Consider the following 22,267-nt stretch of genomic DNA (forward strand, 5'->3'; position numbering starts at 1 on the left):
GGGTGGGGCAGGGCGCTTGCGCTATGATGATGTTTTGCCATCCAGCAAGTTCCAGGACTCCCCATGAAAATCGCCTTCTTTGCCAGCCAGCCCTACGACCGCCGTTTCTTCGACGAAGCCTTGCCGGCCCAGCCCGACGCCGCCGGCATCGAACTGGTCTATCACAGCGCCTTGCTGAGCCAGGAAACCGTGATCCTGGCGCAAGGTGCCGACGCCGTGTGCGTCTTCGTCAACGACGTGCTCGACGCGCCCGTGCTGGAAGCCCTGCATGGCTACGGCGTGCGCGCCATCCTGCTGCGCTGCGCCGGCTACAACAACCTCGACCTGGAAGCGGCCAAACGCCTGGGCCTGTTCGTCGCCCGCGTGCCCGCCTATTCTCCGGAAGCCGTTGCCGAATACACGCTGGCCCTCGTGCAGACCCTGAACCGCCACACGCACCGCGCCTACGCCCGCGTGCGTGAAGGCAATTTCTCGCTGGACGGTTTGCTGGGCGCCACCTTGCACGGCAAAACGGTCGGCATCGTCGGCACGGGCAAGATCGGCCTGGCCACGGCGCGCATCTTCAAAGGTTTCGGCTGCACGGTGCTGGGCCACGACCCGTATCCGGCACCCGCGTTCGCTGAATTGGGCACGATGGTGGAGCTGCCGCGGCTGCTGGCCGAGTCCGACATCGTCTCGCTGCATTGCCCCCTGATGGACAGCACGCGCCACATGATCGGCGAAGCAACCTTGCCGCTGATGAAGAAGGGCGCCATGCTGGTCAACACCTCGCGCGGCGGCCTGATCGACACCGGCGCCGTCATCGAAGCATTGAAATCGCGCCAGCTCGGTTCCCTGGCCATCGATGTGTACGAACAGGAAAGCAATCTGTTCTTCCAGGACCGCTCGTCCGACATCATCGACGACGACATCTTCCAGCGCCTGATGACGTTCCCGAACGTGCTGGTGACGGGCCACCAGGGTTTCTTCACCATCGAAGCGCTGCGCGAGATCGCCGCCATCACGTATCACAACCTGGCATGCTTCCGTGAAGGCAAGGCCTGCGAAAACAGCGTCTTAAGCAGCTGATGCCGGTTTTTTAGGCTTGGGCGGCGGCTTGGGTTTTGGCAGCGGCAAGGCATCGGCCGTGCGCCGCGCCAGCTGGCCCAGCCAGTCGCGCTCGTCCCACAGCCCGCCATCGATGAGGAAATACGGCTTGGCTTGCGGATAGGGCGGCGCTTCCTGCAGCGAGCCTTGCGTACTGATCCAGGCGCGGCCAGCGTCCGTCGGCTTGATGAACAGCTGGTCGTCGGCGACGATGGCGAACATCTTGCCGTCGCAATACAGGCCATACTCGCCGAACATTTTTTTCGCGCTGATGCTGCCCGCGCCCGCCATCTGGTCGAGTAAAAAATCCACCGTGCCTTGCTGTGATGCCATATTTTTTCTCCATATGAAGCAATAGTGTAGCGCACTGGCCAGGATGGGCCGGCCCGGCTACACTACGGCCATTGATTTTTTCGCATGACGTATTTTCCCATGACACCCGAGCATATTATTCACCGCGGCATCCGCATCGCCACCCTGGCCGCCGGCGACCCCATCGAAACCCATTGCGCACCTGGCCACACGGCCATCCGCCAGCAGGCCGACGGCTGGTGGCTGTATTTTGTCGACGAGGAAGGCACCGTCGACGGCTACGACAGCCCGTTCGCCAGCCACGCCGAGGCGCTGTGGGCGGCCAAGGCCGCAGCCGAGTTCAGCGCGCAATGAAGGCCAGTCCATGGGCATTTCTAGGCTTGCCGCAAGCGCCCGTGCCGGAAGCGGAAAGCGCGGACTACGGCGCCTGCCGCGCCGAACTGCACGGCAAGCGCCTGGTCTTGCGCGTGGCGAAAACCACGCCGACGAAAATCGGCCAGTTCGTCACCGTCTGGAAGCGCCCCCATCCCGATGCCGACATTGCCCCGCTGGATGACGCCGACCCTTTTGACGTCGTCATCATCGCCGTGGCGGACGACGACGGCGCGCGGCACGGCTTCTTCGTTTTCCCGCGCAGTGTGCTGCTGGAACGGGGCGTGATGTCGCGCGCCAGCCAGGGCGGCAAGCGCGCGCTGCGCGTGTATCCACCGTGGTGCGCGCCGGAATCCATCCAGGCGCAGCGCACGCAGCGCTGGCAGGCGGCGTGGTTTGTGACGGCGGGGGATCAGCCTGGGCTGGCAAAGCTGCTGGACATCGCCTGACGTTTCCGGCCCAGGGGCAGATATACATACTGAACAACATGGGAAAGCGGGAATGAAGTCCTTTTTTGATGGAAAAATTTATCTGACGCTTTTTGTCGTGTTCGCGCTCTTCGTTCTTTCCCAGCTGGGCCGCAATGACACGCCCAAGCGCGGTCCCGACGTCATGCAGTTCATCGAGAGCGACCTGGCTGAAGTGCTGCAGAGCGGCGGCAATGTGATCGACCGGACGAGCCGGGTGCAGCTGCATGCTGTGGTCTATTCGGTGCGCTTCAAGGACGAGGGCTGGAGCGCTGCGCTGCGCGACAGGAATATCGCCACCTTGCGCAGGCTGGACTGGGCGCAGCGTGCACCGGCCGTGCTGTGCAAGATGGGCGCGCAGGCGACCATCGGGGAAGGTGAGAGCATGTATCGTGGCCAGGGCACGAATAGCATCAATTTCGACTATAGCGCGAAGACCGTCAGGGAGTGCGCGGCGCTGGCCCCATCGTCGAGTTACTAGTGCTTTGGGGCGGCTCCAGTATCTGGTGCGTGATCGCGTCGGAATGGCAGCGTTGCCCTGCCTGGACAGGAAATTCAAAGAAAAAAGAGAGTGAAATACAATTGCTTATAAATAAATATGGTCAGCACATCATTGATGCGGCGGCCAGGCTCTCGCAGCGTGAAAATGTTGCAGTATTGATCAATTTCATCAAGCGCCAGGCGCCATTGATGGAGCAATTCGATGTCCGCTATGGTGAAAACAGGTCCCGGTATTTTTTGAACATGGTCGAACTGTCATTGAATGTGGAGGCCTGCTTTCAAGATGAACAGGTATGGGGGGATATGCTGGCGACCCTTGATTCGGAAATTCCTGACAGCGAGGAATTTGGCGATATCGAGGGCGATCTTGCACAAAATGCGCTTATTTCAGCCAGTTATGCGATTCAGTACATGCAATATGGCAAGCTTGCCGATTTTTGCGCTTCGGCAGAAAAAGTGCTTGAGACGGTGGATGTACTCCACTACTCAGAAAATCCCGATTACGATGAGCGCAAAGCGATGATGCGGGAAATCGGATTGCTTGGCCTTCTCGTCCGTGGGCTTAGTGTTCCCCTGACGAACACGGTGCTTGAAAATCTGGATGAGATCGCCAGAAATGCGCCGATAGGGGCAGATAGCGCTGAAGAGTGAAGGGTGGCACATGGGGGCGCACCGTCCTGCACGGAAAGAATTTGTACAGGCCCCTTGCCACTTTAGAATTTATCTGCGCCTTGCCGCTGTGATATAAGGGCTTGAGAAATTTATTTTTATCAGGATGGCAATAAGACCTTTACTGAGATATTGCTATCGTCCGGTAGCGGCCAGTAGCGGACGCCTGGACGCTCGCCAATTCGTGTGGCCGCATGAGTTTTGTAGTGCGGATTCAGGCCGGCGGCGTCGTTGCAAGCGATAATGGGCTGTTGCACTTAAGCCCCCCGGTCTTTTAATCTATGGGCCCGCTGGCTCAGCTACAAGTCAGGTTGCGACATGGAGTATTCATTTTCACGCTTGATAATTGCGGCGAGTTTGGCTTGTTTAGTCATGGGCATGGCCGCTATTCAACAAATGCGCCTTGGTCGACCTATCCGTAAAGTAAAAAACTTTCTGCTGAAATTGGCGGTGTTAGTCTGGCTGGTAAGCGGGCTATTTGTCGGAACATTCTATAGTCACGGATTCGATGTGGCGTGGTACATTTTTGGTGCCGCCGTCAGTCTGGCCGGATGTATCGTTGCAGGCATTGCGGTGCTTGCCTGGGCGGTTTTCACAAGGCTCAAGCAGGACAGTTAAGTGCTCTCAAGTGGGAGCGGACAGGATCTAAAAGGCCAAGTTTAATGTGGAATTTTTTTAAGCGTAAAAATACGCCAGAATTGCCTATCACGCCTCAGATTGTGGCGCAGGTTGAAGTTGAGATAAGTCAAAATAGGTCTGCAGAAAAAAATAAAATATCCTTCTTGTGCGCTGAAAAAATTCTTGAGTATTTTGAAAACTCCCAGGGACTTCTTACACCTGACAGCGATAGTGAACTCGACTCGCCGCGGGTACGCCAACAACTCTATAAAATTCTGCTGGAGCGGCCACTCGCGCCATACTCCACGCTAATTCGACAAGTCTTCGAGAAGGAAGTGCGGTATAGAATTGCGCTTTGGGATGGGACAATAAAAGATGATGGTGATTCTTACGAAGGAATTTATCGTTGTGCCTTCTTGCTTTATCGTCTCGGCAGCACAAGCGATATCCATAGCCTTTGGGTAGCAAAGCATATAAATATGGATGTCGGAACATCAATGGGCGTGGAATTTTTTATTGGGGCGGGATTTCAAGCGACAGTTTCATATTTGGCAGAATCGAACTTGCAGGATGCGGATGAAATATCCTCTTACGTAGCCGGCTGGTTCGATCAGGACGATTCAGAAAAATGGCAAAAGGACTGGGAGCTAAGTATGGTGCAGAATATTTCAAGTACCGGCGATTCGTGAAGGCCCACAACGGCGCAAAACCTGCCAACAGCGGCAAGCAGCCAGAATTCGTCACGCCAGCAAACGCGGGCCGCAACTCATCCGGGAAAATGACCGTCCATGACTGATATTTGACGGCCTGTCGCAATCCCGCATGGCGGCAGGGTGCGCTGACGTATCGTCAACGTTTCCTTCCTGGCATCCGTCAACCACCATTGAAAGAATCGTTCATGCGAGTTCATTCCCTGGCATTCATCGTGACCCTGTTGTTCGCAAGTAGTGCCCAGGCGGACGAGTTGGACGACATCATCAAGGCCGAAATGAAGATGCGGCAAATCCCCGGACTGTCGCTGGCCATCATCGAGAACGGCAAAATTGTCAGGGCGCAAGGTTACGGTGTCACAGAAAAGGTCGGCAAGACGCCGGTCGGCCCGCACACACTGTTCCAGGCCGGTTCGGTCAGTAAACCGGTGGCCGCGCTGGGGGCGCTGCACCTGGTAGAGCAGGGCAAGCTTGGCCTTGACGAGGACGTCAATACCCGGCTGCTCACGTGGAAGCTGCCGGACAGCGCCCTGACGGCCGAACAGAAGGTGACCTTGCGCAGGTTGCTCAGCCACAACGCCGGGCTGACCGTGCATGGTTTCCCTGGCTACGCCAGCAATGCGCCAGTACCCAGCGTGGTCCAGGTGCTCGATGGCGAGAAGCCCGCGAACACCGCAGCAATTCGCGTTGACATCGCTCCAGGCAGCAAGGTGCGTTACTCCGGTGGCGGCTATACCGTCATGCAACAAATGGTGGCCGATGTGAGCGGTCAGGCGTTTCCCGACTACATGCGCGACGCAGTCCTCAAGCCCCTGGGAATGCATGAGAGTTCCTATTTGCAACCGCCGCCAGCCGAGCGCGCGCGCCTGAATGCCAGTGGCCACCTTGCCGATCGCAGCATGGTGGCAGGACGCTGGCATGTGTATCCGGAAATGGCGGCGGCCGGTTTATGGACCAACGCCTCGGACCTGGCGCGCTTCGCCATCGGCGTGCAGCAGTCTCTGGCTGGCACGTCCAACCCCGTCATCTCGGCAGCCTTGACCCGGCAGATGCTGACCCCGCAAAAGGAGAACGTGGGCCTGGGCGTCTTCCTTGACGGTAGCGGCAGCGCGCAACGCTTCTCGCACGGCGGGCGTGACGAAGGCTTCGATACCTTGCTGACGGCATTTTCCGGCACAGGCCAGGGTGCCGTGATCATGATTAACGCAAATGACAATTCCCGCATGATGGACCGCCTGACAGCCGCCATCGGCCGCGCTTATCACTGGCCAGACGCCGACTATGACGTGTTGCTCAAGCACCCCGCCATCAACATCGATGCCAAGGAACTCATCCGCTACACGGGCCGCTACGAGTTGGCGAACAACACGATGGGAACCTTCGATATGCAGGGTGGTCAGCTACGCAGCATTTTCGATGGCTTGCCCGACGAAACTTTCGTGCCTGTCGGCGCGCATCGCTTCCATTCGACGTCGCGCAATTGCGAACTGGCTTTCATCGTCGATGCACAAGGAGAGGTGACAGGCGTCGTCGTGACGACCAAAGACAAAGCCAACAAGGCGCCGCGCATCGGCCCGCTGATGCATACATTGGCAGCACGCACCGACCCCAAGCCTGCGCGCACCCGGAATGTGCAGGCCTTGCTTGCCGACATTGGGCGTGGCGGTAGCGGCTTGGCCAACTCGGCATTCGCCACAGCGGGCGTCAAAAACAACTTTGGCACACAAGCTATTGGCGAACTCGTCAATGTCAAGTCACTCACTTTTTTGCACGAGCAAGCTGTTGCTGGCCGAGCGATCGAACGCCATGGCAGCAAGGTGGACAGCGTCCTTGCCTTCCACGTCAGCGGCATCAAGCCGGAGCGAAAATTGCTGGTTTACCTGACCGCGGACGGTTTGCTTACCGACTTCGATCTGGTTGACGACTGAACGGTGTGGGCGCGGCTTGCCGCGCCGGATAAAGTCCTCGACAATACGGTATGCCAATCAAGATATCGCCTAAGAAAATACTATTGTGTCTGCTCATCCTCAGCCCTGCCTGCTATGTCGCCGCATGCTGCGTGTTCTCCAATAGCCGCAAGGCGGCGTTCTATCAAGTCCAGACGGGCGATACGCGGCAGTCGGTGCTTGCCCGCTTAGGTACGCCGACCCATGTGGAGCGTGAGGGAGTCTCCTTCAATCACTATTCCACCACGCCATGCGCGGCTCCCTGCGTCGAGCGGTTGTGGTTCGAGAACCGCTTGAACTCGGACCTGGAAGTGTGGTCGGTGGAGCTGGACCGGCATGGCCGCGTGGTGGAGAAGAATTATCTGATGTCGCTGTAGGCCGCCGTGCTAGGCGACTTTGCTGAGCACATAGCGGTACTTCCCCGACGCTTCCGCCGCGATCTCGTCGACTTCCTCGATGGCGATGTCGACTTGCGCGCCCAGCCTGGCCTGGAAGCCGGCGACGATGGCCGTGCGCGTGGCGGCGTCCAGGCGCGGCAGGCAGACCAGCAGGACGCGCGTGCGCTGCAGGCTTTCCTGGATGATCTTGAAACTGCGCACTTGCGGCAGTTCGCGCACGATGTAGACGAGGGCCAGGCCGTGCATGACGGTGCCATCGACGGCCGTGAGGAAATCCGTGCTGCGCCCTTCGATTTTTTGCAGCAGGGGCAGTCCGCGGCCGCAGGCGCATGGCTTGGTGCCCAGCGCGCCCACGTCGCCGGTGGCGTAGCGGATGAACGGGTAGTCTTGCGTGGCCAGGTGGGTGACGACGATGTCGCCCGTGGCGCCAGCGGGCAGTGGCTGGCCCTGGCTATCGACAATTTCCACGATGATGTCTTCGGCCGTGATGTGCATGCCGCCTTCCGGACATTCGTGGGCGATGAAGCCCGCGTCACGCCCGCCGTAGCCGTTGGCCACGGGGCAGCCGAAAGCGGCGGCGATCTGCGCGCGCTGCTCGTCGTACAGGCGTTCGGCCGTGACGAACGCCACTTTCACGCCCAGGCCGTCGAGCGGCAGGTCGCGTGCGCTGGCGTGGCTGGCGATGCGGCACAGGGCGGACGGGTAACCGAACAGCATGCGCGGACGCCAGCGGCGCAGCTGTCGCACGTAGCCATCGAGGCGGTTGGGCGACATGGCAAATGCGGGCAGCAGGGTGGTGCGCAGCAGCGCATCGCGCAGGCGGCGCACGTGGTCTTGCGCCTGCAGCTCGATGGGCGAACCCCACAACACGGCTTCGCGGTCGCCGATGTCGACGCCCCACCAGCGCGTGGCGCGCCACTTGGCGGCGATGTCGTGGCTGATCCTGCGGCGCCCGAGGAAAAACTGCAGCGGCTCGCCGCTGGAGCCGCCCGTGGCGAACGGGCGCAAGCCCACGGCGTGGGCCGACTTGAAACTGTCGCGCGCACTGGCGATATCAACCTTGCGCAGCAGCGGCAGGCGCGACAGATCGCTCAGTTGCCGCACCTGTTCCGGATCGAAGCCGCTGCGCGCGAACAGGGCGCGGTAATATGGTACGTGCTCGGCCGCATGGCGTAGCAGCGCGCGCAGGCGCGCCAGCTGCCACTCTTCCAGTTGCTGCGTGCTCCACCACTGCGAGCGCTCCAGCCGCCGCAGCAGGCGCGCGCTGCGGTGGCCTTTGAGCCATTCATGCAGGGGAAACAGCCAGCGGGCGACGCAGCGCGTGTAGATGCCGGGGCGCGGCGCGGCGCGGATGCGGCGGTAGTGCGCGGCCAGCCGGGGTGCGATGCCGGGCCAGCCGAAGGTGGCGGCATGCGCCAGGCCCGCGTCGACCAGCCCCTGCGCGCGCAGCGGATCGCGCAGCAGCGCCAGGATGGCCTGCGCCATGGCGGCCGGATCGCCGGGCGGCACCAGCAGCGCCGTCGCGCCATCCAGCAGCAGGGCGGGGATGCCGCCCACATTGGTGCTGACGACCGGCACGCCGCAGGCCAGCGCTTCGAGCACGGAATTGGGCATGTTGTCGGCCAGGCTGGGATTGAGGACGATGTCGCTGGCCTGGTACAGGGCCGGCATGGCGGCGTTGTCGACGGGGCCGACGAAGCGCACGGCGTCCTTCACGCCGAGGGATCTGGCCAGGCGCGCCAGCGCCGCGCGCTGCGGCCCGCCGCCGGCCAGCACCAGGCGTGCCGCGGGAAATGCCTCGCGCACGATGGCGAAGGCGCGCACGGCGCTGGCATTGTCGTACAGGCTTTCCAGGTGGCGCGCCACGAGGATGCACGGGCCAGCATCGCCAGTCACACGCGGCGCAGCCCGTGTAAAACGCTGCAAGTCCAGCACGTTCGGCACGATATGCGCCGTATGGCCATATTGTTCGAAGACGCCGGCCAGGTAGGCCGACGGCACGACGATGGCGCTGGCGCGGCGCAGGCTGAACGCCACCAGGTGCGGCGACCGGGCAAAAAAAACGGCCGCTTCGCCACCCCGGTAATTGAGCAGGGCCGGTTTGCCTTTCAGGCTGGCGATCCACAGTGCGGGTGCGGCCTGCAAATGCCAGGACCAGCCGGAATTGGCCATGATGTGGAACAGGTCGACCGTATTGGCCGTGCGCCACAAGCGCCACAAATGCACGGGCAGGCGCAGCGCCGCGCGCAGGTAGCGGATGCGCGCCAGCCAGGGCGGCAGCACGGGGCCGTTGACGGCCAGTAGCTGCACTTGCGCGCCATCCTCGCGCAGCTTGTGCGCCAGTTGCGCCGTCTGATTCGCCATGCCGCCGGCAGGCGGGGGCAGCGGGCCGACCAGCGCGATGCGCAAGCCGGTGAAGATCATGGCACGACTCCGGCCAGTTCCTCCGCCATGCGCGCCGTCGTCACGCGCGCATACACGGGCGCATAGCGGCCCACGCTGGCGCCCCAGCTGCGTTCCGTCTCGACAAAGGCGCGCGCCTGGCGCCGCAGCGCCGGCCAGCTGGCGGGTGCCAGCAGCAGCGACAAGATGGCCTGCGCCAGCGCCTCGGCGTCGCCGGCGTGAAACAGCATGCCCGTCTTGCCATGGTCGACCAGTTCGCGGTGGCCGCCCACGTCGGACGCCAGCACCAGGCGGCCCTGTGCCATCGCCTCCAATGGTTTCAAGGGCGTCACCAGCTCCGTCAATCGCATCGGCAGGCGCGGATACACGCAAATGTCGACCAGCTGATAATAGGCGGCCACCTGCGCATGCGGCACTCTGCCCGCGAAGACCACGGCGTGGTCTATGCCCAGCTGCGCCGCCAGCGCGCGCAGCGCTGCTTCCTGCGGCCCGCCGCCGGCCAGCAGCAGCCGCAATGCCGGCTGTGCCGCCAGCAGGCGCGGCATGGCGCGCAGCAGCAGGGCCAGTCCCTCGTACGCATAAAACGAGCCGATGAAGCCGATGACAGGATAACCATCCAAACCCAGCGTGCGGGCCAATGCTGGATTATCAGGGACTTTGAAGGCCCCGGCATCGACGGCGTTCGGTATCACGGTGATTTTATGCGCGGGCACGCCGCGCGCGCACAGTTCGCGCCGCAAGCCGTCGCAGATGGTGGTGACGGCGTCGGCGCGGCGCAGCGCGTAGGTTTCCAGCGCGCGCGTGAGACGGTAGCGCAGGCCGCCGGGCCGGCTGCTGCCATGGTCGGCGGCCGCGTCTTCCCAGAAGGCGCGCACTTCATATACGACGGGGATGCCCAGCGCGCGGCCCGCGTTGAGGGCGGCGATGGCGTTCAGGGCCGGCGAATGCGCATGCAGGATGTCGGGCTTGAGGCGTCTTGCCAGCCGGCGCAGGCGTACGGCCAGGCCGACGATGACGGCCACTTGCCGCAGCACGGGCAGGCGCGCCCACCAGTGCGCATCGGGCGCCGTGCGGTAGAAATGCCAGCCGTCGACCAACTGCTGCGCGCCATCCGTCGGCCCCTGCTTGGCACTCGTGAGCTGCGTCGTGTGCCAGCCCAGCATCCGCTGCTGCCGCAGGATGGCCAGGGTGCGGAAGGTGTAGCCGCTGTGCAGGGGCAGCGAGTGGTCGAGGATGTGCAGGATGCGCATGGCTTCACTCCATTGCCATGGCTGGCGCGGGCATCGGCGCCTGGCGGCCATCGACGGGCAGCACCTGGCGCAGGAACGCTTCGAACATCAGCAGCGCCCATAGGGGCGCGCTGTAGTCGCGCCGCCCGCTCGCATGTTGCTCGAGCAGCAGGCGCACGTAGTCCATGTCGAACAGGCCGCACTGCGCCAGCGTGGGACCGAGCAGCCGCTGTTGCAGGCGCCGGCGCAACGGGCCGCGCAGCCAGTCGGCCAGCGGCACGGAAAAACCCATCTTCTGGCGGTACAGCAGGGCGTCGGGCAGCAGCGGGCGCAGGGCTTTTTTCAGCAGATACTTGCCTACACCGCGCCGCAGCTTGAAGTGCGGCGGCAGGCCGGACATCCACGCCACCAGTTCATGGTCGAGCAGGGGCGAGCGCACTTCCAGCGCGTGCGCCATGCTGGCCCGGTCGACTTTCGTCAGGATGTCGCCGGGCAGGTAGGTCTTCAAGTCCAGGTACTGCACTTGTGACAGCGGGTCCTGCGCGGGACTGGCCAGCGCGTGGCGGCGCAGCACCTCGACGGCGCGGTAGCCGTGCAGGCTGCGCCGCAGCTCGGGGCTGAACAGCCGCGCGCGCATGGCGTCGCCCAGCAGGCTGACGCCGTGAAAATACGCATCCGTCGTGTCGCGTGCCAGGCCTTCGAAGGTGGTCTTGGCGCGCAGGAAGCGCGGCGCCCAGTCGGCCTTCGGGTACAGCCGCCCCAGGGTGCCGAACAGCGACTGGCGCAGGCCGGCCGGCAGCAAGGGGTCCATCGCCTTGCGCACTTTTTCCTCGCGCGTGTGCAGGCGATAGCGCCGGTACCCGGCCAGGCTTTCATCGCCGCCATCGCCCGACAGGGCCACCGTGACCCGCTGGCGCGCCAGTTGGCAGACTCTGTACGTGGGCATGGCGGAACTGTCGGCGAACGGTTCGTCGTACAGGTTGGCCAGCAGGTCGATCAGCTCGAAGTCGTCTTGCTCGACCTGGCGCGCGTGGTGCGCCGTGGCGTAGCGGCGCGCCACCAGGTCGGCGTAGCGCGCCTCGTTCCAGGCCGGGTCGCCGAACGAAATTGAACACGTGTTGACGGGCGTGGCGCTCGCCCCGGCCATCAGCGCCACGACGGCGCTCGAATCGACGCCGCCGGACAGGAAGGCGCCGAGCGGCACTTCGGCCACCATGCGGATGCGCACGGCTTCGCGCAGGCGCGCCAGCAATTCGTCGGCCGCCTGCGCCTCGCTGGCGGGCGGATTCGGCGTGAACGGGATGTCCCAGTAAGCTTGCGGCGCGGGCAGCGGCTGGCCGGCGCGTATCGACAGGGTATGCCCGGGCGGCAGCTTGCGCGCGTGCTGGAAGATGCTGCGCGGCTCGGGCACGTAGCCGTAGGCGAAATACTCTTCCACGGCCAGCGGGTCGAGCGCGCGCGGCATGGCCGGATGCGCCAGCAGGGCTTTCAGTTCGGAGCCGAACAGCAGGGTGCCGTCCTGCGCCTCGCCGTAATACAGGGGTTTCACGCCGAGGCGGTCGCGCGCCAGGAACAGCAGGTGGCGGCGGCGGTCCCACAGGGCGAAGGCGAACATGCCGCGCAGGCGCTGCACGCATTGTTCGCCCCACTGTTCCCAGGCGTGGACGATGACTTCCGTGTCGCTGCTGGTGCGGAATTGATGGCCGAACTGGCGCAACTCCGCCATCAGGCTGCGATAGTTATAGATTTCGCCATTGAAGACGATGGCGATGCTGCGGTCGGCGTTGAACAGCGGCTGCTGGCCGCTGGCCAGGTCGATCACGGACAGGCGCCGGTGCGCCAGGCCGAGGCCCGGCTCGCGGTGCAAGCCCCCTTCGTCCGGCCCCCGGTGGCGCAGGCTGTGGTTCATGCGCGCCAGCAGCAGCACGTCGATGTCGCGCTGGCCCTGCAAATCAAAGATGCCGCTGATGCCGCACATGGGTGGCCTTTCAGGGAGTGGTGGACAGGGGAGAGGGGTGGCGCGCGCCCGTCAGCCGGTCGTACACGGCCAGGTAAGCGCCGGCCATGGCGGGCAGGCTGTGCTCGGCCAGCACCTGGCGTCGCCCGCGCGCGCCGTGGCGCGGGCCCAGTTCCGGCATGCTGTAGTAATCGAGCATGGCGTCGGCCAGCATCTCGGGCGAACCGGGCGGCACCAGGGTGCCGCTCCAGCCCGACTGCACCAGTTCCGCATTGCCCCCCACCTGCGTGGCGACGATGGGCAGCCCCGTCGCCATCGCTTCGAGGATGGTGTTCGAACTGCCTTCGGCCAGCGATGGCAGCACGAACAGGTCCATGGCGCGCAGCAGTTGCGCCACGTCGTCGCGCGCGCCGGGCAGCCAGGCCAGGTGTGCCACGCCGGCCTGCTGCAGCAGGTCCAGGCAAGCCTGGCGGCATGGCCCGTCACCGACGATGAGCAGGCGCAGGTGCGCGCGGGCGCCTGGCTGCGCCAGCAACAGCAAAAAGGCGTGCACCAGCGAGGCGTGATCCTTGACGGCTGCCATGCGGCCCACGCTGCCGATGACGAAGGTGCCGTTGCACAGGAAACCGGGCGGTCCCACGGCGGCCGGCGGTCCCAGGCGCGGATGGAACTGCACGCTGTCGACGCCATTGCCGATGTGCGACACCTGCGCGGGGGCCGCGCCGATGGCGTCCACCAGCCATTGCCCCAGGTCGGCGCTGACGGCGATGAAGTGCTGCACCAGCGGCAGCATGCATTTGCGCAGCAGCCGGTATTTGCGGCGGGTGCCGTGCAAGTCGCTCATGTCGCGCCCGTGCTCGCCATGCACGCGCAGGCGCACGCCGGCCAGGCAGGCCAGCAGCTGTGCTTCGAGGCAGCCCAGGTTGCGCGTGTGCACGAGCGCCGGCTGCAACCGTTTCAGCACGCGGTACAGGTGCAGGTAGTGGCGCCAATCCTTGCCTTCGCGCTTGTCCAGGCTGATCACATCGACACCCGGCGTGGTCAGGCGCTGGCGAAACGCGGTGGCATTCTTCAGGCAGACGATGGCGTGCCGGTAGCGTTCGGGCGGCAAGTGGTTGATCAGGTTGACGAGGCCGTTTTCCAGCCCGCCCACGTCGAGCTGGTGGATCACGTGCACGATCAGCGGGGCCGTGCTGGCCGCTACACCGGCTTCCCGTGTACCGACGCTAACGAGGTCAAGGGCCATGCGGCAACTCCTGCAAGCGTTGTTCGATGACGGGCAGTGCCGCCCGCAGGAAGGCTTGCAGCTGCGCGCGCGGTGGCGGCGCCAGCTCGTCGTAGGCGGCAAAGACGATGAGGTCGGCGCCATCCTGGCGCCTGCCCAGCAGCTTGGCTTGCGCCAGCAGCAGTTTTACCAGCGCGGGCCTGGCCGTGACGATGCCGCCCTGGCGATACACGCGCCACAGCAGCAGGCGTTCGCCGCCGTGGGCCAGCACGCTTTCGCGCACGCCGATGGATCCGCCGGACAAGTCGACGTGCCGCACGCGCTGCGCCAGGGGCGTCCAGCGCGCGCCGTAGGGCAAGGGCTGGTGCGTCAGCAGTTCGGCATCGCGCGCCTGGCGCGCATACCAGTGCAGTTGTAGCCCCACGGGCGCGCCGTCGCCGTCCTGGCGCGCATACGTGGCGGCAAACCGCGCGGGATTGCCCGCATACGGCGCTTGCCAGGCAGGAGGAACAGCGGGCAGGCGATGCCAGGCGGGCGGATCGGGCAAGGTCAGCACAATGGCCGGAAGCCTGGCGTTGTCGTCGCGGTGGCTGGCCAGGGCCAGCGCCGGCCACAGCACCGCCAGCAGCAGGCAGGCGATGCTGGCGCGCACGACGGCGCGCGGGGTGGCCGCAGCGGCGCTGGCGCCCGGCCGGGTGGGTGGCAAGGCGGCGCGCGCCAGCGGCAATTCGCGCCAGCGCGCAGCCAGCCAGAACAGCAGCAGCGCGACCAGGCCGAAGAACAGCCAGCCGTAGATCAGGTGGTCGACGCCCACGGCCAGGCGCATGTTGCTCAGGTGGCCCAGCATCACGATCAGGTAGGCGCGCACGCCATTGGCAAGGATGGGCACGAGCAGCGCGGCGGCCATGACAACTACGCGCCGCCGCGTGCTGTGGAAGTTGACATGGGCGAACAGGGCGCCCAGGGCCAGCGCGGCGATCAGGTAGCGCAAGCCGCTGCACGCTTCCACCACCGACCAGTTGCCGGTGGGTAGAGAAAAATTGCTGCCATCGCGGAACACGGGCACGCCCGTCCATTGCAGCGCGGTGACGGTGAAGGCGGCCGTGAAGTCGATCAGGGGTTCCAGGAACACTTCGCCAAACGGCACGGCAAGAAACAGATACGTCAGCGGAAAGGCCAGCAGGCGCACGGCCGGCCAGCCGAGGATGGCCAGCACGCAGGCGGGCAGCATGGCCGTGGCCGCATATTGTTCCACCACGGGCACGTTGGCGGCGTCGGCCAGCAGCCAGGCCAGGCCCAGCGCACCGAGCAGCAGCAAGCCCGGTCGCGACGGCCGGGGCGTCAGCGCAGCCAGACGGGCGCGCTGGTGCCAGGCCAGCCAGCAACTGATGGGCACGATCAAGAAGCCGTGCGCGAAGGTTTGCGAACGCGACCACAATTCCACCATCGACCAGAAGGTGGCGTGGTACAGCAGCGCGACGGCGGCCAGGGCCAGTAGCAGGAGCAGCATGGCTTGCCGCTGGCCATGCCGGTTCCCGTGCGGCCAGACGGCCGCGTCCGGCAAGCGGGCCACCTGGTCGAGTTGCACGCTCATGTGGAGGGTTCCCGCACGGGAAGCAAGGGCGCGGCGATCCCGCTGGCAGCGGCCTCGGCTTCGGTCCCGCCAGGCAGGCCCAGCATGGCGCCCAGGCCCCGCAGGTTGCGTTCCCAGCTGTAATCCTGCAAGACCAGCTGGCGCGCCGCCGCGCCCATGGCCGCACCGCTCCCGTCGGCCGCGTCGCTCTGGACTTGGCGCAGCACGCGCGCGGCATGGTGGATGAATTCGGCGTCGTCGCGCGCCAGCAGCAGTTCCAGGCCCGGCTGGGCGGTGATGCCTTCCAGCGCCTGCGGCGTGGCCAGCACGATCTTGCCCATCGCCATCGCTTCCAGTACCTTGTTTTGCACGCCGCGGGCGATGCGCAGGGGCGCCACGGCCAGGGCCGCGCCGGCCAGGTAGGGCCGGATGTCGGGCACCTTGCCCGTCACCACCACGCCGGGAATCCTGGCCAGCGCCGTCACGGCGGGCACGGGCGCGCTGCCGACGATATAGAACTGCAACTGGGGAAACTGGCGCCGCAGCGCGGGCCAGACGTGGCGCACGAACCATTGCACGGCGTCGATGTTCGGCCAGTAATCCATGGCGCCCGTAAATACCAGCGCCTGCACGCCCGCCGGATACACGCCGGGCTGGGCCGGCAGGGGTGCGAAATACGCCGAGTCGACGCCGTTATTGAAATGTCCCGTCTTGCGCCGCGCCATCGGCGCGCATTGGCGGAACAGGGCCGCCTCGGCCGGCGAAACGAAGCTGGCGGCCGTGAATTGCTGGGCGATATGGCGCTCGTACTGCAGCAGCAGCTGCGCTTCGCGCCGGTACAGCAGCGACATGGGCCACGGCTTGCTGTCGCCGTACTGGCGCCATTTGTCGGAATCGACGTCGACGAAATCGATCACGCGGTGCAGGGCGCGGCCCGCGCTGCCGTCGATGTATTGCGCCATGGGCCCGGAAAAGGCCAGCGCATGGCGCACCTTGCCGCCGGACAGCAAGCCGTCGACCCATTGCAGCAGCCGTGCATCGCGGTAATAGTGCACGCTCATGGCCTGGCGGCCCAGCAGCGCCTGCATGGCGCGCCAGCGGGCCGTGCCGCGCTGTAAAGCGATGAAGCGCGTGCTGGCGCACAGGGCCGCCACGGTTTTCGCGTGCTGCCAGTCGTCGTCATCGTCGATGAAGCAGCCCAGGTGCACGCGGAAATGCCGGCTCAGGTATTGCAGCATGTGCCACGAGCGTATCTTGTCGCCCTTGTTGGGCGGATATGGCAGGCGGTGGGTGAGGAAGAGCAGTTCGCGCATGGTGGGTCCCCTTGCTTAGCCCAGTTGCCGCACGATGTGCGGCCCCAGCAGGTTGGCCAGCGGCAGCGGCAGGCGGCGCCAGGCGCGGATGAACAGCGCGTATTTCGGATTCAGTGGATTGACTTCCGGCAAGGCCCTGGCGCGCACGAGCTGGTAGGCGTACGGCAGCGGCTGCGGCGTAAAACCCCAGTTCTTCTTGAAATCGTATGCCCCGGTACCGAGCTTGCTGCGGCCGAAATCGAACAGGCGGTAGCCGTGCGCGCAGGCGCGGCGCATCGCTTCCCAGTACATGAAGTCGTTGGCGCCCGTGCTGCGCGCCAGCACGCTGCCGCCGCCGTAGTACGGCAATACTTCATCGCGGAAATAGAACAGCAGCACGCTCGCTTGCGCCTGCTGGCCGTGGTACACGGTGAGGATCTGGCAGGCGTCGCCAAACACCGTGCGCAGCAGGGCAAAATGGCGGCGCGCGAAGACGGGCGTGCCGAGCCGGTGCACGCTGGCCGCGTAGATCGGGTAAAAATGGTGGAGGTCATAATCGACGGCGCTGTGCAGGCCGCCAGCCATGGCCTTGCGCACGACGGCGCGCTGCTTGCGGGGAATGGCCAGCAGATTCTGTTCCGCATCGGGCAGCAAGGGGCGGCGGAAGGTCGCGTACAGGGTTTTTTGCAGCCAGGGCGAAGCCGGATTTTCGTCCACTTCGCGCCAGCGGTATTCCAGGTGCCCCACGCCGAGGCGGCGGGCCAGCGCCAGTGCCGCGTCGTCGAGGGCCAGTCGCACGGCCGCGCTGCCGCCGGCCATGCCGCCGTACACGCAAAACGGCAGCGAGACGAGGGCCGAACCGAACAAACGGCTGCGCACATGGGCCAGCGGCAGCACGCCGGCGATACGCCCGTGCTGTTCCGCGTACAAAAAATAGCTGTCGTGGTTAAAACCTTGTTGCATGATGGTTTGCCAGCCGGCCCGGTGAAAGAAGGTCGCTTCCGGGCACGTGTCGACAAAGGCATCCCAGCGCGCATGCTCGTGCCCCTGCATAGACCGCACGGTGATGGCGGCGCGGGACTGTAGCGGGTCGGGAGCAAGGCTGGCCTCGTGCATCATGTGCTTTCCAGAAAAATACGGTCCATGCGGTCCCAGGAGAAATCGCGCGTCAGACGCCCCAGCCGCGCTTCCATGCACCCCAGGTTCAGGTAGTGGCGAAAGCGCGTCCTGGCGCTCAAGCCCGTCGGGCGCGGCTGGCCGGGATCAAGTTCCCAGGGATGAAAATAGAATATGCCAGCTTGCCCGTCGCGCGAATTGATGCGTCGCAAAAGCCAGCGCGACAGTGCATACGGCATCAACCTGAAATAACCGCCGCCGCCGGCCGGCAGGTTGCGCCCGCGCAAGCGTACTGTGCTGACGGGCAATTCCAGCATGCCCAGCGGGCCGCGCGGGCGCCAGGCGAAGCGGGGAGCGTCCGGCATGCCGTAGTGGTCGTGGCGGATCGGGTAGATGCTGGAACTGTAGCGGTAGCCCGCTTCCTGCAGCACGTCGAAGGCCCACAGATTGGCCGCGCCGATGGAAAAGCTGGGCGCCCGGTAGCCGTGCACGGCCAGCCCCGTTATCTGCTCGAGGATGGTCTTGCTGTGGCGCACATCGTCGGCGAATTGCGCGGCCGACTGGTCGCAGGCGCGCAGGTGCGCATAGCCGTGGCTGGCCACTTCGTGCCCGGCCGCCGCGATACGGCGCAGCATGGCCGGATAGCGCTCGGCGATCCAGCCCAGGGTAAAAAAGGTGGCGTGGATGCGGCGGCTTTCCAGCAGCAACAGGATGCGCTCGATATTCGCCTCGACCCGGCATTCCAGGCGGGGCCAGTCGGCGCGCGCGATGTGCGGCGCGAAGGCGGACACCTGGAAATAGTCTTCCACGTCGATGGTGAGCGCATTGCGCAATATCAAAGAGGAAGGCGGCGGCGTCATGGCGTGCCCCGGCGCGCCGCCAGCCAGGGTGCGATGACGGCGGCGATGCGCTCGGCCGCGTGGCCATCCCACAGGGGCGGGAGGCGGCCGCGCTTGCCGCCCGTGTCCAGGATGCCGCGCGCCAGCGCCAGGATGGCGGCCGGCTGCGTGCCGGCCAGGGTATTCGTGCCGGCGCTGACGGTGATAAGCCGCTCCGTATTGTCGCGCAAGGTCAGGCAGGGCACGCCCAGGGCCGTGCTTTCTTCCTGCACGCCGCCCGAATCCGTCAGCACCAGGCGGGCGTCCTGCATCAGGCCCAGCATTTCCAGGTAGCCCAGCGGCGGCAGGCAGGCGATGGCATGCCGCGCCAGCAGCGGTTCCAGGCCCGCCAGGCGCAGGCCGGCCAGGGTGCGCGGGTGGATGGGAAACAGCAGCGGCAGCCGGGCTGACAATTGCCCCAGCGCCTGCAGCAGGGCTTCGAGCTGCGCCGGGTCATCCACGTTCGAGGGGCGGTGCAGGGTCAGCAGGCCGTACGCGGGCGGGCAGGCGTGGCCGTGGGTGCACAGGGTGGCGGCGGGCGTTACGGCGCGCGGCAGCTGCTGCCGCAGGCTGTCGATCATGACGTTGCCCGTAAAATGGATGCGTTCGGGCGCGACGCCTTCGCGCAGCAGGTTGGCGCGCGCGCCTTCTTCACTCGTCAGCAGCAGGCTTGATAACTGGTCCGTCAGCACGCGGTTGATTTCCTCGGGCATGCGCCGGTCGCCGCTGCGCAGGCCCGCTTCCACGTGGATCACGGGAATGTCCCGCTTGGCCGCCACCAGCGCGCACGCGAGGGTGGAATTGACGTCGCCCACCACCAGCACGGCATCGGGCGCCAGCGGCGGCTGCGCGTCGAGCACGGCGTCGAAGCGGCGCATGATCTCGGCCGTCTGCTGCGCATGGTTGCCGGAGCCGACGTCGAGGCAGATGTCGGGCGGGCGCAGCTCCAGGTCCATAAACAGCTGTGCGTTCATGGCCGTGTCGTAATGCTGGCCGGTATGCAGCAAGGTCACGCGCACGGCGCTCGCCTGGCGGGCCATGGCGGCCAGGATGGGCGCCATCTTCATCAGGTTGGGGCGCGCGGCCACCACGCACAGCAGGTGCGCCGGCGCGGCGGCGGAAAGCGAGGGGTCGGACATTGCGGGCTCCTTAGAATTGCATGGTGAGCGTGGCGCTGACGCCGTTTTCGCGGTAGTCTCCGCCGCGGTTGCTGGCGTGCCGTGTATGCCGTACGTCGATGCTGGCCGTCATGTTCGGCTGCAGGATGCGCGTGTAGCCAGCCGTCACGGTGATGTTGTTGTCGCGCCGGGGCGCGCTCAGCGAACGCACGCCGGCGTAGCCGGCATTGACATTCAGGCTGGTGCGGGAATTGGCTTGCCAGTTCCAGCCCACGTTGCCGCCGATCTGGCGCGTGCGGTCTTCGCTGCCGAACTCCACGCCGGGCAGCAAGCCGCTGTCGACGCCGCTGGCCGTTTGCGCCGTGCGGTCGACAGCCGTGACGCCGACGATCATCGTGCTTTTCGCCGTGGCGCGCGCCATCGTCAGTTTCAGCTGTTTTTGCAGGAAATAGCGGTGGCTGAAGTAATTGATGGCGCCCCGTTCCGGCCCCAGGCTGTTGGCGTAGCGCAGGAAGGCATCGATGCGCAGGCGCCGGTCGCGGGCATTCGGGAAGATGCCGCGCCATAATTGATCGAGCAGCCGGCCCGCATCGCGGTCGCCCAGGCGCGAAAACTGCGTCGGCATGGTGGTGATGTTTTCGCTGTAACTGAGTTGCCAGTTGGTATGGCGCTGCAGGAACGTGGCATCCAGGCTGTAGGTGGTGCCAAAGAAGCGCTTGCCCGTGCTGAAGGCCACGCTGGTGCGCGGCGACGGCGTCCACACGCCGCCCAGCGACCAGAAGCGGCCCGCCGGTGCCTTGCCGGAAGTCGAGATATAGCCTTCCTTTTCCATGCCGCCGCTGGCCGTGGCCGCCCATTTGCTGCTGAACGGATAGCGCAGGCCTACGCTGCTGCGCTGCATGCGCACGGGGGCCAGCTTGCTGTCCTGCGTGCGGCGCACGTCGTGGCTGGCGTTCCAGGTCCAGCCCTTGCCGCGCGGCTCGCCGCCGAGCAGTAATTCCAGCTCATCGCTGTGCATCGACAGCAGGTCGCCGCCGCTGTCGACCGTGTTGCGCGTGTAGCGCAGCTCGGCCGTGGCAAGGCCGCGGAAACGGTGGCGCAGGTAGGGGCTGATGCCGGTGGTGCGCACGGTGCTGGCATTGTCCGTGTCGGGCAGGTCGTCGATCAGTTGCGGGCCGAATGGCGAGACGTTGCGCCGGCTGACGCTGGCGTCCGCATCGATGAAGAACCAGTCCTTGACCAGCTCGGCGTCGGCCGAGGCGTGCAGTTCGTGGTTGTCCGTGTCGGCACGCTGTCCGGACAGGTATTTGCGCCAGCTGTAATCGAGGTGCACGCGCAGGCGGGGACCTGTGCCGATGAGGGCGATGGCGGGCGCGATTTCCGTGATGAAGTCCGCTTGCGCCTGGCCGGGCGGCGCGCGCAAGGCATTGTCCGTATAGCTTTCGCGCAGGCGCAGCGACGGCTTCACCAGCCAGTCGACGGCGCCGGCCGGCAGGGGCATCAGCAGGGACAGCAACGGCAGCAGCGGCAGCGAAACCCGGCCGCTAATCGTAATAGCCATAGCCGTAGTAGTCGTTGCCGGGGAACGATTTGGTCTTGTTGTAGATCAAATGTATGTGTTCGCACGACTCGATCTGGCGCAGCGCTTCCTTGACGGCGTGCTGCGTCGTCGTTTCCGCCTCGACCACCATCACCACTTGCCCCATCTGCCCGACCAGCGCGTGCGCTTCGCTGGTGATCAGCAGGGGCGGCGAATCGAAGACGACGACGCGGTCGCCATAGCGGCTGGCAATTTCCGCCAGCAAGCGGCTCATGGCGCGGCTGGCCAGCAATTCCGTCGCGTGCTTGTTGCTGCGCCCGGCGGGCAGGATGCTCAGGTTGGCCACGTTGGTTTTCAGGATCACGTCGCCCATGGCCAGTTGCGGGTCGAGCAGCACGTCCATCAGCCCCGGCTCCGGTGCCAGGCCCAGCACTTTCAGCACGGACGGGCGCGCCACATCCGCGTCGACCAGCAGCACCGTGATATCCATTTCCATGGCGATGCTCATGGCCAGGTTGACGGCGCAATATGTCTTGCCTTCGCCCGGCATGGCGCTGGTGACGACGATCAGGTTGCCGTGGCGGATGGCCTCGGCGCCGCTGGCGCGGGCCTGGCGCAGCAGCGGGCGCTTGATGATGCGGAAATCCTCGGCCACCGAGCTGCGTCCGCCTTCCTGCGTGAGCATGCCCTGTTCGGCCAGACGGGCCAGGTTCAGCGGGCGGTATTGCGGCGACCTGGCCGCGTCAGCGCCATCCGCACCCGCCGCACCCGCCGCACCCGTCGCATCATAGGGCACGCCGGCCTCGGCCACACCCAGGATCGTGGGTTCCTGCTTGCCGCTGTCCTTGCTGCTCATC

General features: G+C 65.3%; 21 protein-coding genes. 9 read left to right on the forward strand and 12 right to left on the reverse strand.

Going from position 1 to position 22,267, the window contains the following annotated elements; all coding sequences use genetic code 11:
- The first annotated feature begins 63 nt into the window (after positions 1 to 63).
- On the forward strand, positions 64 to 1,068 hold the full coding sequence (locus AC3IQ7_RS15585) for a 2-hydroxyacid dehydrogenase (protein WP_489206580.1): 1,005 nt from the start codon (positions 64 to 66) through the stop codon (positions 1,066 to 1,068).
- On the opposite strand, the gene AC3IQ7_RS15590 is transcribed toward AC3IQ7_RS15585, so the two are convergent.
- Positions 1,057 to 1,419 (reverse strand): TfoX/Sxy family protein, encoded by a 363-nt coding sequence (locus AC3IQ7_RS15590; protein WP_322426980.1) that lies wholly within the window; start codon positions 1,417 to 1,419, stop codon positions 1,057 to 1,059. The genes AC3IQ7_RS15585 and AC3IQ7_RS15590 overlap by 12 nt on opposite strands.
- A gap of 84 nt (positions 1,420 to 1,503) precedes the next feature.
- Between AC3IQ7_RS15590 and AC3IQ7_RS15595 the strand changes: the two genes are divergently transcribed.
- The 8 genes from AC3IQ7_RS15595 (at position 1,504) to AC3IQ7_RS15630 (ending at position 7,058) form a co-directional block, all read left to right on the forward strand.
- Complete coding sequence (locus AC3IQ7_RS15595; protein ID WP_233516029.1) at positions 1,504 to 1,752, forward strand: hypothetical protein; 249 nt, start codon at positions 1,504 to 1,506, stop codon at positions 1,750 to 1,752.
- Positions 1,749 to 2,219, forward strand: coding sequence for a MepB family protein (locus AC3IQ7_RS15600; protein WP_489206581.1), 471 nt, complete (start codon positions 1,749 to 1,751; stop codon positions 2,217 to 2,219). The genes AC3IQ7_RS15595 and AC3IQ7_RS15600 overlap by 4 nt, the downstream gene beginning before the upstream one ends.
- A gap of 52 nt (positions 2,220 to 2,271) precedes the next feature.
- Entirely contained in the window at positions 2,272 to 2,718 is a 447-nt protein-coding gene (locus tag AC3IQ7_RS15605) for a hypothetical protein (RefSeq protein ID WP_489206582.1), read from the forward strand.
- A gap of 29 nt (positions 2,719 to 2,747) precedes the next feature.
- Positions 2,748 to 3,389, forward strand: coding sequence for a hypothetical protein (locus AC3IQ7_RS15610; protein ID WP_489206583.1), 642 nt, complete (start codon positions 2,748 to 2,750; stop codon positions 3,387 to 3,389).
- Between the two features lie 336 nt (positions 3,390 to 3,725).
- Positions 3,726 to 4,025 carry a hypothetical protein gene (locus AC3IQ7_RS15615; protein ID WP_489206585.1) on the forward strand — a complete coding sequence of 100 codons (300 nt, stop codon included), beginning with the start codon at positions 3,726 to 3,728 and terminating at the stop codon, positions 4,023 to 4,025.
- Positions 4,026 to 4,069: 44 nt separating this feature from the next.
- Positions 4,070 to 4,714, forward strand: a complete 645-nt coding sequence (locus tag AC3IQ7_RS15620) for a hypothetical protein (RefSeq protein ID WP_099376840.1) — start codon at positions 4,070 to 4,072, stop codon at positions 4,712 to 4,714.
- A 209-nt stretch (positions 4,715 to 4,923) separates the two neighbouring features.
- Positions 4,924 to 6,663: a serine hydrolase gene (locus AC3IQ7_RS15625; protein WP_489206586.1), complete on the forward strand. Its 1,740-nt coding sequence runs from the start codon at positions 4,924 to 4,926 to the stop codon at positions 6,661 to 6,663.
- A 50-nt stretch (positions 6,664 to 6,713) separates the two neighbouring features.
- Positions 6,714 to 7,058, forward strand: a complete 345-nt coding sequence (locus tag AC3IQ7_RS15630; RefSeq protein ID WP_489206587.1) for a hypothetical protein — start codon at positions 6,714 to 6,716, stop codon at positions 7,056 to 7,058.
- 9 nt (positions 7,059 to 7,067) lie between these two features.
- Here AC3IQ7_RS15630 and AC3IQ7_RS15635 read toward each other — a convergent pair whose 3' ends face one another.
- Genes AC3IQ7_RS15635 through AC3IQ7_RS15685 form a run of 11 tightly spaced genes read right to left on the reverse strand, consistent with a single transcriptional unit; the run spans position 7,068 to position 22,266 of the window.
- Positions 7,068 to 9,503, reverse strand: coding sequence for a glycosyltransferase (locus AC3IQ7_RS15635; RefSeq protein WP_489206588.1), 2,436 nt, complete (start codon positions 9,501 to 9,503; stop codon positions 7,068 to 7,070).
- The gene (locus AC3IQ7_RS15640; RefSeq protein WP_489206589.1) at positions 9,500 to 10,732 is read right to left on the reverse strand and encodes a TIGR04063 family PEP-CTERM/XrtA system glycosyltransferase; all 1,233 of its coding nucleotides are present in this window, start codon (positions 10,730 to 10,732) and stop codon (positions 9,500 to 9,502) included. The genes AC3IQ7_RS15635 and AC3IQ7_RS15640 overlap by 4 nt, the downstream gene beginning before the upstream one ends.
- A gap of 4 nt (positions 10,733 to 10,736) precedes the next feature.
- Positions 10,737 to 12,689 carry an XrtA/PEP-CTERM system amidotransferase gene (locus tag AC3IQ7_RS15645; protein WP_489206590.1) on the reverse strand — a complete coding sequence of 651 codons (1,953 nt, stop codon included), beginning with the start codon at positions 12,687 to 12,689 and terminating at the stop codon, positions 10,737 to 10,739.
- Between the two features lie 10 nt (positions 12,690 to 12,699).
- Positions 12,700 to 13,914: a TIGR03088 family PEP-CTERM/XrtA system glycosyltransferase gene (locus AC3IQ7_RS15650; RefSeq protein ID WP_489206591.1), complete on the reverse strand. Its 1,215-nt coding sequence runs from the start codon at positions 13,912 to 13,914 to the stop codon at positions 12,700 to 12,702.
- Positions 13,904 to 15,487, reverse strand: coding sequence for an exosortase A (gene xrtA, locus AC3IQ7_RS15655; protein WP_489206592.1), 1,584 nt, complete (start codon positions 15,485 to 15,487; stop codon positions 13,904 to 13,906). The genes AC3IQ7_RS15650 and xrtA overlap by 11 nt, the downstream gene beginning before the upstream one ends.
- Entirely contained in the window at positions 15,484 to 16,779 is a 1,296-nt protein-coding gene (locus AC3IQ7_RS15660; RefSeq protein WP_489206593.1) for a TIGR03087 family PEP-CTERM/XrtA system glycosyltransferase, read from the reverse strand. Before AC3IQ7_RS15660 ends, xrtA begins: the two co-directional genes overlap by 4 nt.
- Before the next feature lie 15 nt (positions 16,780 to 16,794).
- Positions 16,795 to 17,874: a FemAB family XrtA/PEP-CTERM system-associated protein gene (locus tag AC3IQ7_RS15665; protein ID WP_489210459.1), complete on the reverse strand. Its 1,080-nt coding sequence runs from the start codon at positions 17,872 to 17,874 to the stop codon at positions 16,795 to 16,797.
- Complete coding sequence (locus AC3IQ7_RS15670; protein WP_489206594.1) at positions 17,874 to 18,734, reverse strand: XrtA system polysaccharide deacetylase; 861 nt, start codon at positions 18,732 to 18,734, stop codon at positions 17,874 to 17,876. The genes AC3IQ7_RS15665 and AC3IQ7_RS15670 overlap by 1 nt, the downstream gene beginning before the upstream one ends.
- Positions 18,731 to 19,891 (reverse strand): non-hydrolyzing UDP-N-acetylglucosamine 2-epimerase, encoded by a 1,161-nt coding sequence (gene wecB, locus AC3IQ7_RS15675; protein ID WP_489206595.1) that lies wholly within the window; start codon positions 19,889 to 19,891, stop codon positions 18,731 to 18,733. Before wecB ends, AC3IQ7_RS15670 begins: the two co-directional genes overlap by 4 nt.
- 10 nt (positions 19,892 to 19,901) lie before the next feature.
- Positions 19,902 to 21,431 (reverse strand): TIGR03016 family PEP-CTERM system-associated outer membrane protein, encoded by a 1,530-nt coding sequence (locus tag AC3IQ7_RS15680; RefSeq protein ID WP_489206596.1) that lies wholly within the window; start codon positions 21,429 to 21,431, stop codon positions 19,902 to 19,904.
- A complete protein-coding gene (locus AC3IQ7_RS15685) occupies positions 21,415 to 22,266 on the reverse strand; it encodes an XrtA-associated tyrosine autokinase (protein WP_099376827.1) in 852 nt (283 codons plus the stop codon). Before AC3IQ7_RS15685 ends, AC3IQ7_RS15680 begins: the two co-directional genes overlap by 17 nt.
- Between the last annotated feature and the right edge of the window lies 1 nt (position 22,267).

The organism is Janthinobacterium sp. GL_088 (genome assembly GCF_057837845.1).

Bases quoted from the DNA above. Each gene is read 5' to 3' on its own strand.
- AC3IQ7_RS15585 (WP_489206580.1), top strand. From the start codon at position 64: ATGAAAATCGCCTTCTTTGCCAGCCAGCCCTACGACCGCCGTTTCTTC.
- AC3IQ7_RS15590 (WP_322426980.1), bottom strand. From the start codon at position 1,419: ATGGCATCACAGCAAGGCACGGTGGATTTTTTACTCGACCAGATGGCG.
- AC3IQ7_RS15595 (WP_233516029.1), top strand. From the start codon at position 1,504: ATGACGTATTTTCCCATGACACCCGAGCATATTATTCACCGCGGCATC.
- AC3IQ7_RS15600 (WP_489206581.1), top strand. From the start codon at position 1,749: ATGAAGGCCAGTCCATGGGCATTTCTAGGCTTGCCGCAAGCGCCCGTG.
- AC3IQ7_RS15605 (WP_489206582.1), top strand. From the start codon at position 2,272: ATGAAGTCCTTTTTTGATGGAAAAATTTATCTGACGCTTTTTGTCGTG.
- AC3IQ7_RS15615 (WP_489206585.1), top strand. From the start codon at position 3,726: ATGGAGTATTCATTTTCACGCTTGATAATTGCGGCGAGTTTGGCTTGT.
- AC3IQ7_RS15620 (WP_099376840.1), top strand. From the start codon at position 4,070: ATGTGGAATTTTTTTAAGCGTAAAAATACGCCAGAATTGCCTATCACG.
- AC3IQ7_RS15625 (WP_489206586.1), top strand. From the start codon at position 4,924: ATGCGAGTTCATTCCCTGGCATTCATCGTGACCCTGTTGTTCGCAAGT.
- AC3IQ7_RS15630 (WP_489206587.1), top strand. From the start codon at position 6,714: ATGCCAATCAAGATATCGCCTAAGAAAATACTATTGTGTCTGCTCATC.
- AC3IQ7_RS15635 (WP_489206588.1), bottom strand. From the start codon at position 9,503: ATGATCTTCACCGGCTTGCGCATCGCGCTGGTCGGCCCGCTGCCCCCG.
- AC3IQ7_RS15640 (WP_489206589.1), bottom strand. From the start codon at position 10,732: ATGCGCATCCTGCACATCCTCGACCACTCGCTGCCCCTGCACAGCGGC.
- AC3IQ7_RS15645 (WP_489206590.1), bottom strand. From the start codon at position 12,689: ATGTGCGGCATCAGCGGCATCTTTGATTTGCAGGGCCAGCGCGACATC.
- AC3IQ7_RS15650 (WP_489206591.1), bottom strand. From the start codon at position 13,914: ATGGCCCTTGACCTCGTTAGCGTCGGTACACGGGAAGCCGGTGTAGCG.
- xrtA (WP_489206592.1), bottom strand. From the start codon at position 15,487: ATGAGCGTGCAACTCGACCAGGTGGCCCGCTTGCCGGACGCGGCCGTC.
- AC3IQ7_RS15660 (WP_489206593.1), bottom strand. From the start codon at position 16,779: ATGCGCGAACTGCTCTTCCTCACCCACCGCCTGCCATATCCGCCCAAC.
- AC3IQ7_RS15665 (WP_489210459.1), bottom strand. From the start codon at position 17,874: ATGCACGAGGCCAGCCTTGCTCCCGACCCGCTACAGTCCCGCGCCGCC.
- AC3IQ7_RS15670 (WP_489206594.1), bottom strand. From the start codon at position 18,734: ATGACGCCGCCGCCTTCCTCTTTGATATTGCGCAATGCGCTCACCATC.
- wecB (WP_489206595.1), bottom strand. From the start codon at position 19,891: ATGTCCGACCCCTCGCTTTCCGCCGCCGCGCCGGCGCACCTGCTGTGC.
- AC3IQ7_RS15680 (WP_489206596.1), bottom strand. From the start codon at position 21,431: ATGGCTATTACGATTAGCGGCCGGGTTTCGCTGCCGCTGCTGCCGTTG.
- AC3IQ7_RS15685 (WP_099376827.1), bottom strand. From the start codon at position 22,266: ATGAGCAGCAAGGACAGCGGCAAGCAGGAACCCACGATCCTGGGTGTG.